We start from the raw sequence: 14562 nt of genomic DNA on the forward strand, positions 1-14562 counted from the left end.
TCTGTGGCAGCGCACGTTTAATACCCTTTACTAGCTTAAGGTTTGTTTAAGGTCGGCGCTGCACAATGGAAGCCTTATGTAATGGTCAACAGGAGTGACAACACCCCATGCTGGAAAATCTCAACCACACGCTTTTTTACTGGCTGAACGCCACCCCCGACTCGCCCTCCTGGCTGATAGACTTAGCGATATATATCGCTAAGGATTTAATTACCCTGCTGCCGCTACTGGTGGTGGCGCTGTGGCTCTGGGGTCCGCACGATCGGGTGAGCGCCCAGCGCCAGCTGGTGATCAAAACGGCAATGGCGCTGGCGGTGAGCATGAGCCTCTCCTGGTTGATAGGTCATCTTTTCCCCCACGACAGGCCCTTTGCCCAGAACGTGGGCTATAATTTTTTACATCATGCGGCGAACTACTCCTACCCCAGCGATCACGGCACGGTGGCATTTACCTTCGCGCTGGCGTTTCTGTTCTGGCATCGGATCTGGTCTGGCTGCGCGTTGCTGGCCATCGCGTTGAGCATCGCCTGGTCACGTGTCTACCTGGGCATTCACTGGCCGCTGGATATGCTGGGCGGATTGCTGATCGCCCTCAGTGGCTGCCTGGCCGCGCAGATGCTCTGGCAGGTTTGTGGGAGGGGCGTGCTACGGGCCTTGCACCTCGTCTACCGCCGCTGTTTTGCTCTGCCTATCCGCAAAGGCTGGGTGCGTGGGTCACTTAACCTGGCCGCGCAGGTAATATTAGACGCCCTGCCTCAGGCAGGGTTTTACTAATGTGCCAAGGATATTGCGCCAGGGGATCTATGGAAACGAAACGTGACGAAAGGATCGGCCAGCTGCTGCAGGCCCTGAAGCGGAGCGACAAGCTGCATCTGAAAGAGGCTGCGACATTGCTTGGCGTCTCTGAAATGACTATTCGTCGCGATCTGAACGCCAAAAGCGCGCCGGTGGTGCTGCTGGGAGGCTACCTGGTGCTGGAGCCGCGCACCGCCAGCCACTATCTGCTGAGCGATCAGAAAACGCGCCTGGTGGATGAGAAGCGCCTCGCTGCCCGCCATGCGGCAACCCTGGTCCAGGCCCACCAGATGGTGTTTTTCGACTGCGGCACCACAACGCCGTGGATTATCGACGCCATTAGCGACGAACTGCCCTTCACCGCCGTCTGCTACGCCCTGAATACCTTTCTCGCGCTGCAGGAAAAGCCGCTCTGCCGGACTATTCTCTGCGGCGGGGAGTTCCATGCCAGCAACGGCATCTTCAACCCGCTCAACTTTAAAGAGACGCTAAACAATCTCTGTCCCGATCTCGCCTTCTATTCCGCGGCGGGCGTCCATCCGGAGATGGGCGCGACCTGCTTTAATCTTGAAGAGCTGCCGGTAAAGCACTGGGCGATGAGCCGGGCGCAGTATCACGTACTGGTGGTCGATCACAGCAAGTTTGGCAAAGTGCGCCCGGCCTGCATGGGCGACCTGAGCCAGTTTGATGCTATCGCCAGCGACGTCCGTCCTGACGATAGCCTCATTGCGTTAGCAAAAACGCAGGATATCGCCCTGCTCTACTAAGGCATGCGGCGGCTGACCTACGAGAACCAGCTGCCGAACCAGCCGTGGAGTTTCATTAGCACGAAATCCCACATCCGGCTCAAGAACCCGCCTTCCTCTACCGGCTCCATAACAATCAGCGGACGCTGCTCAATAGATTTACCGTTAAGCTGGAAATCGATAGCCCCTACCACCTGGCCTTTTTTCAGCGGCGCGGTGAGCTGCGGGTCGTTTAATTTCCAGGTCGCCTTCAGGTTCTTCAGCTGCCCTTTGGGAATAGTGATCGAGCCCGCTTCGCCTGCGCCGAGCTTCGCCTCGCTGCTGTCGCCAAACCAGACGCGGGTGGTGGCGAAGGTGGCATCGGGCTTGATTGGGGTCACGGTTTCAAAGAAGCGGAAGCCCCAGGTGAGCAGCTTCTCTGATTCATTGAAGCGAATGCGATCGGTTTTACTGCCCAGCACTACCGAGATGAGCCGCATATCTCCCTGCGTGGCGGAGGCCACCAGGTTGTAGCCCGCCCCTTCGGTGGTGCCGGTCTTCATCCCATCGACGTTGAGATTCGTGCTCCACAGCAGGCGGTTACGGTTCGGCTGGCGGATCTTATTGAAGGTAAACTCTTTCTCTTTATGAATGGCGTACTCTTCCGGCACGTCGTGGATCAGCGCCTTGCCCAGCAGGGCCATATCGCGGGCGGTGCTGAATTGCCCCGGCGCGTCGAGGCCGTGCACCGTTTTAAAGGTGGTACTGGTCAGCCCCAGCCGCTGGGCATAGTTGTTCATCAGCCCGACAAAGGCATCCTGGCTCCCCGCCACGTAGTCGGCAATGGCGATGCTGGCATCGTTCCCCGACTGGATAATGACCCCTTTATTGAGATCCGCTACCGACACCTGGTCCCCAGGCTTGAGGAACATCAGCGACGAGCCGCGCAGGGCCGGGTTGCCGGTCGCCCATGCGTCTTTCCCCACGGTGACCATATCATTGAGGTGAATTTTTCCCGCCTTCAGCGCCTGGCCGGTGACGTAGCTGGTCATCAGCTTGGTCAGGCTGGCCGGATCCAGCTTCTCATCGGCGTTACCTTCCGCCAGCACTTTGCCGCTGGCGTAATCCATCAGGATCCACGCCCGGGCATCAACCGCAGGTGCTGCCGGGGCCGCGACCTGCTCGGCGGCAAACAGAGAGGGAGAAAAAAGAACCACAAGCGCCGAGGCCGTAGCCAGGCCGCGGAGGGACAGAGAAAAATGCGTCATAAAGGCCACCCGAGTATCCATTCTAAAAAAACCGCGTTAGCTCACCGCTACGCGCTAAACGGTGAGTAGTAACGTACAAAAGCCGTGAAGAAAACCGCCAGCTGGTAAAGTTTTTTAAAGTTTACGCAAAATCACATTCCCATGCTGCTGCGAGTGGAATTTTTTTGTTATCCGTTGCCTGAATGTTCACTTTATCCCACTATGTCAGCCATAAGGTGCTGATAACAGCGCCCGGTTGCTGACGAGAAGAAGGAGTTTGTATGATCACGCTGTGGGGCAGGAACAACTCGACTAACGTTAAAAAAGTCTTATGGGCACTGGAAGAGCTGGAGCTGCCGTATACACAAATTCTGGCGGGGCTGGAGCACGGCCTGAACCACAGCCCAGAGTATCTGGCGCTGAATCCCAATGGGCTAGTGCCGCTGTTCCGCGACGATGAGACCGATAGCGTGCTGTGGGAGTCGAATACCATCGTGCGCTTCCTGGCGGCGCAGTATGGTCAGGGCCGACTGTGGATTGAGCCGCCCGCTGCCCGCGCGCAGGCCGAGAAGTGGATGGACTGGGCCAACGGTACGCTCTCCCCGGCTCACCGGGTGCTTTTAACGAACCTGGTGCGCACCCCGGTGGAAAAACGCGATCCGGCAGTGATTGAGGCGGGCATTGCCGCCTGCGAGCCGCTGTTTGAGATTCTGGATAACGCGCTGGCGACTTCAAGCTGGCTCTCCGGCAAGGAGTTTGGCCTCGGGGATATCGCCGTTGCGCCTTTCGTCTATAACTTGTGGAACGTGGGCCTGACCTGGACGCCACGTCCGCATATCCAGCGCTGGTATGACGCCCTCAGCGAGCGCCCGGCCTTCCGCAAAGTTGTGATGATCCCGGTGACCTGATCTTCTCTTTATTGTGCCCCAGCCGGACTCACCTTTAACAGCTCGCCGTCGGACTCGTCGGTGAGCACATAGAGGTAGCCGTCGGGGCCAACCCGCACGTCACGGATGCGCTGGTTGCGATCCCCCAGAATGCGTCCGTCCTCGGTGACCTTATCTCCGTTTACGCTCATCACAATCACGTCCTTGTCTTTTAGCGCACCGATGAAAAGCTTGTGCTGCCACTGCGGGAAGGTCGATGCGTTATAAAACGCCATGCCGCTGACCGCCGGAGACGCTTTCCAGTAGAAAACAGGCTGCTCGGTTCCGGCCACAATCTCCCCCTTCGCCTCGGGGATCTTCATTCCACTGTAGTTGATGCCCCACGTCGCCAGCGGCCAGCCGTAGTTTTTACCTTTCTGCGGGATGTTAATCTCGTCGCCGCCGCGCGGGCCGTGCTCGTTCAGCCATAGCGCGTCGGTCCACGGATTCATCGCCATCCCCTGCGGGTTACGGATGCCGTAGGACCAGATCTCCTTACGCGCGTTGGCATTACTGACGAAAGGATTATCGTTTGGCACCGCGCCTTCATCGGTCAGACGCACCACTTTCCCCTGGAGCTTATCGAGATCCTGGGCGGTAGGACGCTGATTATTTTCACCGAGAGCTATATAGAGGTAGCCCTTGCCGTCAAACACCAATCGTCCGCCGAAGTGGTTGCCGGTAGAGAGCTTAGGCGTCTGGCGGAAGACCACCTTAAACGCCACCAGCCGGGAGAGATCGTCGCTCAATCGCCCGTAGCCTACCGCCGTTCCGGCCTTGCCATCATTGCCCGCTTCGGCGTAGCTCAGCCACACCCGACGCGACTGGGCAAAATCCGGGGCCAGCACCACGTCAAACAGGCCGCCCTGGCCGTTGGCCCATACTTTCGGTACGCCGGAGAGGGGATCGGATAGCCCGCTTCCTGCCTGCCAGTGGCGCAGCTGACCGCCGCGCAGGGTGATCAGCATGCCTTTATCGTCGGGCAGAAAGGCCAGCGACCAGGGACGGTCGAGTTTAGTTTGCAGCACGTCGACCTTGACCGGCGCAGGCGCGGCAAGAACCGAGGCGGAGAGAAACAGCGCAGGGATAAGGATCGGAACGTTACGGCGCATAGGGCACTCCTTTAAGGGTCTCTGGCATAAAGCGTAGCCAGCGGAGCGTTGCGCGTGCCTGGTTTTACAAAAGCTTAAGCAGAAGGGGGAGTCGCCTCCCCCGGGGATTCAGGATTCCATAACCAGCGGTGCTTGCTCGCTAAGGTTCTGAATACATACGTTGAGGGTTTTGAGACAGCGGTCAAGCGTCTCTACGTTTACAGCAATGTAGTTCGGGCTATCGTGGTGCCCACTCATTAAGCAGATACCCGCAGCGGAGAGTGCTCCCTCTGCCCGGCATAGCGCTTCACGTTCTCTGGCATCCGGCACGACATAAGCATGCCGCTCCAGGCCGCGTATTTGTGTTGATAATTCAAAAAAGCTGTCACGCAGATAGTTGCTTTCGCTGACTGACATGTAACCCTTCGCCTTTCTGAGCTGGACGTACGCCGCAAGATCGATGCTGGCGTTTGCAAGTTTTCTCAGCAGGCTTCGTTTCTGTCTGTCAACGGTCATGCTAGATCCTCCCTTGTCGGCCTAATCACAGCTTAAGCATAAGATCATTTTTTGTGCAAAATTATGCGCTGGGTCAATATTTATCCAGACTTTAACAATTTTTACAGTGCGACAACCTACACAAGATCTAAGCAATTGAGTTAGCAGTAGAGAGTCGCCGCAAACCCGTGTAAAATCGCCCGGTTTTTTCTTCTGTTTACTTTGTGAGCGTATGAGCATACAACAACCGCGTATTGGCTTTGTCTCCCTGGGCTGCCCGAAAAACCTGGTGGATTCCGAACGCATTCTTACCGAGCTGCGCACCGAGGGTTATGATGTGGTGCCGCGTTACGACGATGCCGATATGGTGATCGTCAACACCTGCGGCTTTATCGATAGCGCCGTGCAGGAGTCGCTGGAGGCAATTGGCGAAGCCCTGAATGAGAACGGCAAGGTGATCGTCACCGGCTGCCTGGGGGCAAAAGTGGATCAGATCCGCGAAGTGCACCCCAAGGTGCTGGAGATCACCGGTCCGCACAGCTATGAGCAGGTTCTGGAGCACGTGCATCACTACGTGCCAAAACCCAAGCACAATCCGTTCCTGAGCCTGGTCCCGGAACAGGGCGTCAAGCTGACCCCGCGCCACTACGCCTACCTGAAAATTTCCGAAGGCTGCAACCACCGCTGCACCTTCTGCATTATTCCGTCCATGCGTGGCGATCTCGATAGCCGTCCGATTGGCGACGTGCTGGCCGAGGCCAAGCGTCTGGTTGATGCGGGCGTGAAAGAGCTGCTGGTGATCTCGCAGGACACCTCCGCCTACGGCGTTGACGTTAAGCACCGCACCGGCTTCTACAACGGCTCACCGGTGAAAACCAGCATGGTCAGCCTGTGCGAAGAGCTGTCAAAGCTCGGCGTCTGGGTGCGTCTGCACTACGTCTACCCCTACCCGCACGTTGACGACGTCATCCCGCTGATGGCCGAAGGTAAGATCCTGCCGTATCTGGATATCCCGATGCAGCACGCCAGCCCGCGCATCCTCAAGCTGATGAAGCGCCCAGGCTCGGTGGATCGCCAGCTGGCCCGCATTAAGCAGTGGCGTGAAGTCTGCCCTGAACTTACCCTGCGCTCGACCTTTATCGTCGGCTTCCCGGGTGAAACCGAGGAAGATTTCCAGATGCTGCTCGACTTCCTCGTTGAAGCGCGTCTGGACCGCGTGGGCTGCTTCAAATACAGCCCGGTTGAAGGCGCGACCGCTAACGAATTGCCGGACCAGGTGCCGGAAGAGATAAAAGAAGAGCGCTGGAACCGCTTTATGCAGCTGCAGCAGCAGATCTCTGCCGAGCGTCTGCAGGAGAAAGTGGGCCGTGAGATCCTGGTGATTATTGATGAAGTCGATGAAGAGGGCGCGATTGGCCGCAGCATGGCCGATGCACCAGAGATCGACGGCGCGGTCTACCTTAACGGCGAAACCAACGTCAAGCCGGGCGACGTGGTCCGCGTGAAGGTCGAAAACGCCGACGAATACGACCTGTGGGGTAGCCGGGTTTAAGACGTAACAAAACGCCCGGCATGCCTTTGCCGCCGGGCGTTCGTGCGATTAATACTCAAACTGCCGATAGTAGCGGCGAATATCCAGACTGTGGCCGGTGTAGTGTTCAAAATGGGCAGCCAGCCGATCCACCAGCAGCGTTGACGCTACGCAGGGGGCCAGGATCCCGCGAAACGCATCATCAATCCCATCAAGAACATAGTCACGCGGATCGATAACCACCAGATGGTCAGTGATCTTCGCTGCAAAACGTTCTACCCGCTCATCCAGCGCCCGACATTTCCCCTCCCCCTTCACCAGAAACAGCGGAACCTCTTTCTCCAGCAGCTCCAGCGTGCCGTGGAAAAATTCGGCGGAGGTGACGGATTTGGTTCGCTTCCACTGCATCTCTTCCAGAATACACATTGAGAAGAGATAGACCTCGCCCCACATCTCCGCGCCGCCAATCCACATCATATAGTCGCTGGTGTGGTATTTACGGGCGATGTCATCCGCCTGCGGATCGAACTTTATTTTCGCCTGTAACAGGTTCTCCGGTAATAACTCCAGCTGGCCGGCAAAACGATCATAGTCGGCAAACTCACCGTTACGGTTAACCAGGCGGAAGAAGAACCAGTAGAGCAGCATATACTCATATTCCACGCCGTTTTTGTGACGCATTGGAATATGCCACCCTGCCGCGCTGGCCAGCGGAGAGTCGCTGTTTTTGGTAATGGCAACGACGCGGATCCCCTGCGCCTTACACCACTCGGCAAGCTCTACGGACTCTTTGGTATCACCGGATTTAGAGAGGGTGACCACCACCGACTGCTTAGTTAATTTCTTATGCCCGGTATGAATTAATTCCGCGGCCTGCTCAAGGTAAACCGGCAGCGTGGTCATCTCTTTAGCAAAGGCGTTAATAGCCATCATCGGAGCAAGTGAGCCCCCGACCGAGGCAAAAAATAGCGCATCATACTCCTGCTGAAATATCTCATCAGCGGCCTGCTCAGCTTGTTTACGCGCAGCAACGATCTCACGAGCACTCGTCAGGTACTCGTCCTGGTTAAAACCCAACATATTTTCTCTCCTGATTAATTAGATCTTACTTTTTAATACGCGGTCAAAGTCATCAAAAATACGCACCGACAGATCGATCCCTTTGACACACGCCGTACGCCAGGCCAGCACCTGCATCGGCACGATCAGCAGCAGCGAGGCGAGGTCGTGCGCTAGCGGAACGTTGAGGGCCAGCGTCTGGGGATCCTGCTCATCGCTCAGGGTCACCAGGAAGGTCTGGTTTACCGCCGGAGCCATGTAGTCCCGCAGCGCCCGCAGGCGTCTGTCTGGCGCATCCTCAATAAAAAACATCACGTGCTGGGCATTGGCCTCCAGATAGGGGCCGTGCATGTAGGCCTCCAGCTCAAAGCCGCTGGACGGCACGCGAACCGTTTCGGTGAACTTGGTCTCAAACTCTTTTGCCACGCCGGTCAGCGCCCCATAGCCGATGGCCACAAAACGCGTCCCGCTTTGTAAGGCGGCCTGATGGCGATCGAAAAACGCCTCCGTCTGGGCTATCGCCTGAGGAATGGCGGCGGCGAGCTGGCTGAGCTGATGCAGCGTGACCTGCGCCTCCTCATCCGTAATCTGGTTTTGCGCCCGGGCGAGGGTAAGTGCAATCAGCAGCAGGTTCAGCACCGTGGCGCTGAAGCCCCGGGTGACGAAGCCCACCTGCTCGATGCCGGTATTAATATCCAGCACGTAATCACTGCCCTGGCCGATGGGGCTTTGCGGATCCGAGGTCAGGGCAAATACCGGCAGCCCCGCCGCCTGCACTTTCTCCATCGCCGCCAGCGTTGAAGCGCTTTTGCCGCTCTGGGAAACCGCAATCACCAGATCGGTGTGCGGATCGACGGTTTCATAGTGGACAAAGTTGTACGGCTCTTTGATCTCTACCCGCAGGCCGTAGCGCCGCTCAAAAAGGTCCCGTGCGCAGAGGGCGGCGTTAAACGAGGAGCCGGTCGCCAGCAGCAGCAGGCGCTGCACCGGGCGATCGCGGGCAAAGGCCTCGATTGCCGCCAGGCTGTGCCGATGCTGGCGGAGGATGTTTTCCAGCGCCGCGGGCTCCTCTTCGATATAGGTCATCATGGTTGGTAACATCATGGTAGGTAACATAGGTTTCTCCAGTTAGAACAGGCCAATCCACGAGCCGAAAATGCCAACCAGCGCCATCCCGCCGATGATGGTGAGCGGTTTTACCCTGCGGCCCAGCAGCCAGTAGACAATGCCGAAGCTGATGAGCGGCAGCAGGCAGGGCATGACGTTGTTGATAATGTCCTGCACCTCGGTCTTCGCCTCTCCCGCGCCAAAGCTGATGGGGATAGTGATGTTGATCATCGAGGCGGTCATCGCCCCCACCACCATCAGCCCCATTATTGATGCGCCGTAGGTCAGGCTCTCCATCATGCCGCTCTGCTGAACGCGCTGAAGCACCCCGGTACCGAGCACGTAGCCCCAGCGGGTAAAGAACCAGCGCACCAGAATGTGCGGAACGTTAAACACCAGTAAAAAGAGGATCGGCCCGAGAATACTGCCCTGCAGCGCCAGGCTGGTGCCGATCCCCGTTGCGATCAGGCGCAGCGTTCCCCAGAAAAAGGAGTCGCCTAATCCCGCCAGCGGTCCCATCAGCGACGCCTTCACGTTATCAATCGCCCCGGCATCAATGGTTTTCTGCTGGCTGTTCTTCTCCTCCATCGCCGTGGTAATACCCAGCAGCAGGGTGACGATATGCGGCGTGGTGTTAAAGAATACCAGGTGACGCTTCAGGGCGATCCTGAGATCCTCTTTCTGCGGATAGAGCTTTTTCAGCACCGGAATGAGGGTGTAGACAAAGGCCAGGTTCATCTGCCGCTCGTAGTTCCAGGAGAACTCCATCTGGAAGGAGCGCCAAAAGACGCGGCGCAGATCCCGGGCGGTGATGATCTTCTCATCCTGCACGTCAGGCAGGGTCTCTTCAGAAATCATCTTCGTCGTCATGGCTGACTCCTTGCTCTGTGGTGGCGCGTGGCGTGGTAAAGGCGGTAACGTTGACCATGATCACGGCCACGATAGCGCCGAGGATCGCAATGCCGGTGACCGGAATTTTCAGGTAGGCCATCAGGACAAAACCGAGGAAAAAGTAAGGTGCGACCTTTTTGTTGATCAGCAGCCGGGCGAGCATGGCAAAGCCCAGTGCCGGAATGATGCCCGTCGCCACGCTCAGGCCATGCTTAATAAACTCTGGAATGGCGTCCAGCAGGGACTTCACCGCGCTGCTGCCCACCAGGAAGGAGACGGTCACCACCGTGGCCAGCATCAGCGACAGGCCAAACCCGGCGATCAGGTGCATCCGCTCTATGCCCCGGGTGTCGGCCTCATCGGCATAGGCATCCGCCTTCTGGTTGAGCATTGGGATAAACATCCCGAGATAGACGTTTTTTAACACCAGCGTCAGGGTGGCGATGGGTAGCCCCAGCAGCAGCGCCGTTTCGGTCCCCGCGCCGGAGGTGATGGCGAACGCTACGCCCAGCACGCCGCCGGTCACGACGTCTGGCGGAATGGATGCGCCCACAGAGAAGGAGCCGATAAAGGCCAGCTCCAGCGTCGCGCCCATGATAATGCCCGTCTGGACATCACCCAGCACCAGCCCGGTTAATAAGCCGGTGACAATGGGCCGGGATATTAACGAGGTGCCCAGGGCATATTCCGACTGGGCGATAAACGCCACCAGTCCGAGTAAAAGTGCCTCTACCATAGTTAATCCTCAGGAATTACAAACATTCCGTTATGAGCTGCTTGCGATCGTTGGGGACCTGGCGGATCTCAATTTCCACCCCCTGCCCCACCAGTTCATTGAGCCGGGTTATTTCGTCAGGCAGCAGATTGACCGCCTTCGAGATATTTCTGCTGCCCTCTTTGGCCTTTATTCCGCCCAGGTTGATACTTTTTATTTCCGGTATCTCACGGGCCAACCGCCAGGCGTCTTCTACCGACTCCACGACGATAAACAGCGTATATTTATCGGTAACGCCGCTTTTAATGGCTTCTATTGAGTCGGCGATATTCTTAATAACCAGCTTCACCGATGGCGGCTTAGCCAGCTTAATGGTGGTTTTACGCAGCTCGTCATTGGGGACGCTGTCGTTGGCAATCAGAATGCAGTCTGCGCCGACATATTGCGTCCATGAGAACGCCACCTGGCCGTGCAATAAACGATGGTCAACTCGCACTAACGTAATCATCCTGTTTCCTCCCTCTTAGAAATCTTTATCCGCCTGCATTGCGCTGGAGATGGTGTAGTTACAGTATTGAATGCTCTCCCGGGAGCTTATTAACGCCTCCTCGATAAGCTTGCCGGTATCAGGTTCGTCGCTGGAAATAAGTAGATCGATCACCAGCGGCAGATTGAGGCCCGCCACCAGATGGAAACGGGGCCGCTGCAAAAAACGAACAAATTCGTTATTTACGCTGCCCGCGAAGATATCGGTGATGACCACGACCTCCTCTTCGTCAGGGATCCGCTGCATTAACTCCGTGACCTGCTCGGTTAAATCCCGCTGCTCCTCAACGTAGGCGCAGAGCGTCGAAATATCCGCCTGTTTACCGAGGATCAGCTCAACAGAGTCGAGCACGCCCCGGGCAAGGGTGCCATGGCTGGCAAATATGTAGTGTCGTTTCATCCTGTCCTCGAAAATGCGTTCCACTACCGGTGATATTGCAACCGGCGTGCCACGAAAAAGTGGCGCACGATAAATTGCGCCACGACAGGAGAGCGTGAGGATTAAAACTCTTGATCTTGCTGAATAAATTCCGTTTCCAGGGTGAGAATATTATGGATGTAACAAAGTTCTACAGCGGGGATTTTGACACTATAACTGCTCTCAATGACACTAAAGGCCTGCTTAATATCGGCTAGCTCGCTTTCCGGACACTGCCGACCCGCATAGCTGGCAGGCGAGGCGTTACGGATCAGCCGCTCTATCAGACAGCTGATGTGCACGTAGAGCGCCACCTTGCGATCATTGGGGATCTGGCAGCCAGCCAGATGCTCGTAGCGCAGGACAAACTGCTCCACCTGGTTAAGCACCTTGCTGGTGTCGAGAATAGTGACCGACTCAATCACCCGCCGCAGAGAGAAATTCTTCAGCAGCAGATTGTTGATCTCGTCGATCTGCTCTGGTGTAGCAATATCACCGAAGATACGCATTAGCTGGGCGTGGCCGTCCCCGGCGATCAGCGAATCCAGCGAGATCCACGGCACGGCGGGCAGGTGCGGGTCGAAGGTGCCGACCACGGCCAGCATCTCGTAGCGATTAAACGCCAGCGCACTCTCCTGGCCGTTGCTGAGCGTGTCGTAGTCGCAGGCGATGACATCAATGCCTAACGTCTCCGGAATGCTGGCCTTCAGCAGTGCGCAGAGATTGGTTGCTGCGCCAAGGCCGGTGACGCAGGTGGTCAGGATCACCCGGGGGCGGTTTGCCTGCGGCCAGAAGATCTGATGTTCAACCGGCAGATCGCCGCTGACCTCGCGGGCGATATCCTCAATCATATCGCCGCGTAAAATCCGCTCGCCCACGTAGAGCGCCATGCTGGTAGAGACGTTATTAACAATCGCCACCGGCGTTGCGACCCGGCGCTGGAAATGGTGATGGATGGCGTTGAGCGATCCCATGTCGACGAGGATGATAACGCCCGAGGCCAGGGTATTGCTCTCGATGTACTCCATCACCTGGCGGGCAATGGCCTCTGGGGTGACGTCCAGCGGCATATCAAAGGATTCAAACAGGTGATTTTTTAACAGGCGATTGGCGACGTTAGCAATGCTGCTGGCGGTGGCGTAGCCGTGGGCGAGGATCACGGCGCGGGTGACGTGCGGCTGGCTGACGGCACCGGACTGATGCAGCCACAGCACCAGCAGCAGGGCATCGATCCGCTGCGGTTCGATATCCAGCTTCTGCGCCAGCGCGGTAATGATCGCCTGGCAAAAACGGTAGAGCAGCGGGTACTTCTGGGCGAGGAAGTCGTCAAGGCTGCGGATCCGCTCCTGGCTCAGGCGAGAGGGCGTACTCCGCGAGCGGTGCACCAGATAGTGGCTCAGGGCGTAGATGCAGTTGCCGTTAAACTGAATGTTGAACTGCTTCTCCAGGCGGTAGAACTCCTCACGCACCTGCTGGGTGGTCAGGAGCAGCATCGGCGAGTCGGTGGCGTCGCGATTATCGAAAATGAGCCGGTCGAAAAGCCCCTCGATCGCCTCCCCCATGCGCTTACGTACCTCTTCCCAGTCCGCGTGGCCGCTCATCCACTGCTCGTAGAGCGCCAGCACCTGGCACTGGGCGTCGTAGATCACGCCTCGGGTAGGATCCCGGGAGCGCAGAAGCCACACCAGGCTGGTCTGCGGTTCGACGATCAGGTTCTCCTCCACCGCCAGCGCATCGCCAGAGGCGGGGATCGCCGCGGCAATCTTCTCCGGCAGATGCTGAATGCCCACCACCAGCTCCTCGCCGCCCCGCTGCTTGGCCCACGACGCCGCCACCGTGTACTTCACGGCGTTCTTCAGCTCGCCGACGTTGCCCCGATAGACGAAGTGGTTCAGAACCTGCATCAGCCGGGGAGTTAACGCCAGACGCACCGCCAGCTTTTTCGCCTCCTGCCAGAAAAAGAGCAGGATCAGGGCCTCCTTCTCCTGCCGGGAGCGGCTTTGCAGATCGGGCAGCGTCACCAGGATGGGAATACGCCGCAAAAAGGTGGTTAAAAAGGTGCTGTGCAGCTCCTCGGTGGTGGCGAAAACCAGCCTCGTTGAAACCGGGCGGCCCTGCGCCGTCTCGCCGACCCGGTAGATCTCTTTGCGATCCAGCCAGGTAAAGAGCTTCTCCTGTCCTTCGGCGTTGAGCCGGTGCACCTCGTCGAGGAAGAGCATTCCGTCGTTGGCCGCCTCAAAGGCCCCCTGGCGATCCGTCTGCGCTCCGGTAAATGCGCCTTTGGCATAGCCAAACAGGTTAGCTGCCAGCAGCTCCGGGTTGCTGGCGTACTGGGCGCAGTTAAAGCTGATGAAAGGCGCATCGTCCGCCAGCAGCCCCTCGGAGATGGCGAACGCGTGCATCAGATTGGCCATGTAGCTTTTGCCCGTGCCGCTGTCGCCGGTAATCAGCAGCGGCAGGCCACCGTCCGGATAAAAGAGTGCGGTTTTAAGCTGCTCAATGGGCTTTTTCAGGCTCTCATCGTGACCGATAAGCAACGAAAAGTGATCGGGCCGCTCCGGCTCGGGCCCGCCGTCGCCGAGCAGCTGGGCTACGCTGTCATACTCGTTGGCGGCCAGGGGAAAGAACTGCTGGCTGAAGGTTTTTTTATGCAGAAAGTAGACCGGGCGGGTGTTGATCTTTACCAATACGCCCTGGGCAACGAGCTGGTTCAGATAGTGGCTGGCGGTATTTCTCTTCAGCGAAAAGCGCTGCGCCAGATAGCTGGCGGTAAACACCTCGCTCAGCTTTTCCGGATCGAAAAAGTCAGTTTGCTTTGCCAAAAACGTCAGTAATTCATCGCGCATTGCTTTCCCCTTAACGCATCGTTCTGCGGATATGATGCCCGCAAACCGAGACCGCAGGGGAAAGCAACTACCGTGAGTTTACGCTTTTGTGGCAACGCGCACAGAATGCCCGGTGGCGCTTCGCTTACCCGGGCCTACAAACCCACACCGTGCCTACCGTAGGCCGGGCAA

Annotated in this window: 13 protein-coding genes and 1 pseudogene; 4 read left to right on the top strand and 10 right to left on the bottom strand. The window is 57.6% G+C overall.

What is annotated here, in order from left to right; genetic code table 11:
* Positions 1–107: 107 nt before the first annotated feature.
* Positions 108–710 (top strand): annotated as a pseudogene (gene ybjG, locus FN633_RS01075) (undecaprenyl-diphosphate phosphatase); the annotation flags it as partial.
* Positions 711–802: 92 nt separating this feature from the next.
* The gene (deoR, locus tag FN633_RS01080) at positions 803–1561 is read left to right on the top strand and encodes a DNA-binding transcriptional repressor DeoR (protein WP_154056443.1); all 759 of its coding nucleotides are present in this window, start codon (positions 803–805) and stop codon (positions 1559–1561) included.
* Between the two features lie 17 nt (positions 1562–1578).
* On the opposite strand, the gene dacC is transcribed toward deoR, so the two are convergent.
* Positions 1579–2787, bottom strand: a complete 1209-nt coding sequence (dacC, locus tag FN633_RS01085) for a serine-type D-Ala-D-Ala carboxypeptidase (RefSeq protein WP_154056444.1) — start codon at positions 2785–2787, stop codon at positions 1579–1581.
* Positions 2788–3047: 260 nt separating this feature from the next.
* Between dacC and FN633_RS01090 the strand changes: the two genes are divergently transcribed.
* Positions 3048–3674 (top strand): glutathione S-transferase family protein, encoded by a 627-nt coding sequence (locus tag FN633_RS01090; protein ID WP_154056445.1) that lies wholly within the window; start codon positions 3048–3050, stop codon positions 3672–3674.
* An 8-nt stretch (positions 3675–3682) separates the two neighbouring features.
* On the opposite strand, the gene FN633_RS01095 is transcribed toward FN633_RS01090, so the two are convergent.
* Both FN633_RS01095 and FN633_RS01100 read right to left on the bottom strand, forming a co-directional pair.
* The gene (locus FN633_RS01095; RefSeq protein WP_154056446.1) at positions 3683–4804 is read right to left on the bottom strand and encodes a PQQ-dependent sugar dehydrogenase; all 1122 of its coding nucleotides are present in this window, start codon (positions 4802–4804) and stop codon (positions 3683–3685) included.
* A 108-nt stretch (positions 4805–4912) separates the two neighbouring features.
* Positions 4913–5299, bottom strand: coding sequence for a biofilm formation regulator BssR (locus tag FN633_RS01100; protein WP_154056447.1), 387 nt, complete (start codon positions 5297–5299; stop codon positions 4913–4915).
* A 211-nt stretch (positions 5300–5510) separates the two neighbouring features.
* On the opposite strand from FN633_RS01100, the gene rimO reads away from it, so the two are divergent.
* Positions 5511–6830, top strand: coding sequence for a 30S ribosomal protein S12 methylthiotransferase RimO (gene rimO / locus FN633_RS01105; protein WP_154056448.1), 1320 nt, complete (start codon positions 5511–5513; stop codon positions 6828–6830).
* 48 nt (positions 6831–6878) lie between these two features.
* Here the strand turns inward: rimO and FN633_RS01110 are convergent, their stop codons facing one another.
* From FN633_RS01110 to FN633_RS01140, 7 genes are all read right to left on the bottom strand, one after another.
* On the bottom strand, positions 6879–7889 hold the full coding sequence (locus FN633_RS01110; RefSeq protein ID WP_154056449.1) for an SIS domain-containing protein: 1011 nt from the start codon (positions 7887–7889) through the stop codon (positions 6879–6881).
* A gap of 18 nt (positions 7890–7907) precedes the next feature.
* Positions 7908–8969 (bottom strand): SIS domain-containing protein, encoded by a 1062-nt coding sequence (locus FN633_RS01115; RefSeq protein WP_154058782.1) that lies wholly within the window; start codon positions 8967–8969, stop codon positions 7908–7910.
* A 27-nt stretch (positions 8970–8996) separates the two neighbouring features.
* Positions 8997–9845 carry a PTS system mannose/fructose/sorbose family transporter subunit IID gene (locus FN633_RS01120; RefSeq protein ID WP_154056450.1) on the bottom strand — a complete coding sequence of 283 codons (849 nt, stop codon included), beginning with the start codon at positions 9843–9845 and terminating at the stop codon, positions 8997–8999.
* Positions 9823–10602 carry a PTS mannose/fructose/sorbose/N-acetylgalactosamine transporter subunit IIC gene (locus FN633_RS01125; protein ID WP_042395415.1) on the bottom strand — a complete coding sequence of 260 codons (780 nt, stop codon included), beginning with the start codon at positions 10600–10602 and terminating at the stop codon, positions 9823–9825. Before FN633_RS01125 ends, FN633_RS01120 begins: the two co-directional genes overlap by 23 nt.
* 16 nt (positions 10603–10618) lie before the next feature.
* The gene (locus FN633_RS01130) at positions 10619–11089 is read right to left on the bottom strand and encodes a PTS sugar transporter subunit IIB (protein WP_042395417.1); all 471 of its coding nucleotides are present in this window, start codon (positions 11087–11089) and stop codon (positions 10619–10621) included.
* A gap of 15 nt (positions 11090–11104) precedes the next feature.
* Positions 11105–11527, bottom strand: coding sequence for a PTS sugar transporter subunit IIA (locus tag FN633_RS01135; protein WP_154056451.1), 423 nt, complete (start codon positions 11525–11527; stop codon positions 11105–11107).
* Between the two features lie 101 nt (positions 11528–11628).
* Entirely contained in the window at positions 11629–14391 is a 2763-nt protein-coding gene (locus tag FN633_RS01140) for a sigma-54-dependent transcriptional regulator (RefSeq protein ID WP_154056452.1), read from the bottom strand.
* Positions 14392–14562 lie beyond the last annotated feature (171 nt).

It is taken from the genome of Pseudescherichia vulneris (assembly GCF_902164725.1).
GTDB lineage: Bacteria > Pseudomonadota > Gammaproteobacteria > Enterobacterales > Enterobacteriaceae > Pseudescherichia > Pseudescherichia vulneris.

Bases quoted from the DNA above. Each gene is read 5' to 3' on its own strand.
- deoR (WP_154056443.1), top strand. From the start codon at position 803: ATGGAAACGAAACGTGACGAAAGGATCGGCCAGCTGCTGCAGGCCCTG.
- dacC (WP_154056444.1), bottom strand. From the start codon at position 2,787: ATGACGCATTTTTCTCTGTCCCTCCGCGGCCTGGCTACGGCCTCGGCG.
- FN633_RS01090 (WP_154056445.1), top strand. From the start codon at position 3,048: ATGATCACGCTGTGGGGCAGGAACAACTCGACTAACGTTAAAAAAGTC.
- FN633_RS01095 (WP_154056446.1), bottom strand. From the start codon at position 4,804: ATGCGCCGTAACGTTCCGATCCTTATCCCTGCGCTGTTTCTCTCCGCC.
- FN633_RS01100 (WP_154056447.1), bottom strand. From the start codon at position 5,299: ATGACCGTTGACAGACAGAAACGAAGCCTGCTGAGAAAACTTGCAAAC.
- rimO (WP_154056448.1), top strand. From the start codon at position 5,511: ATGAGCATACAACAACCGCGTATTGGCTTTGTCTCCCTGGGCTGCCCG.
- FN633_RS01110 (WP_154056449.1), bottom strand. From the start codon at position 7,889: ATGTTGGGTTTTAACCAGGACGAGTACCTGACGAGTGCTCGTGAGATC.
- FN633_RS01115 (WP_154058782.1), bottom strand. From the start codon at position 8,969: ATGTTACCAACCATGATGACCTATATCGAAGAGGAGCCCGCGGCGCTG.
- FN633_RS01120 (WP_154056450.1), bottom strand. From the start codon at position 9,845: ATGACGACGAAGATGATTTCTGAAGAGACCCTGCCTGACGTGCAGGAT.
- FN633_RS01125 (WP_042395415.1), bottom strand. From the start codon at position 10,602: ATGGTAGAGGCACTTTTACTCGGACTGGTGGCGTTTATCGCCCAGTCG.
- FN633_RS01130 (WP_042395417.1), bottom strand. From the start codon at position 11,089: ATGATTACGTTAGTGCGAGTTGACCATCGTTTATTGCACGGCCAGGTG.
- FN633_RS01135 (WP_154056451.1), bottom strand. From the start codon at position 11,527: ATGAAACGACACTACATATTTGCCAGCCATGGCACCCTTGCCCGGGGC.
- FN633_RS01140 (WP_154056452.1), bottom strand. From the start codon at position 14,391: ATGCGCGATGAATTACTGACGTTTTTGGCAAAGCAAACTGACTTTTTC.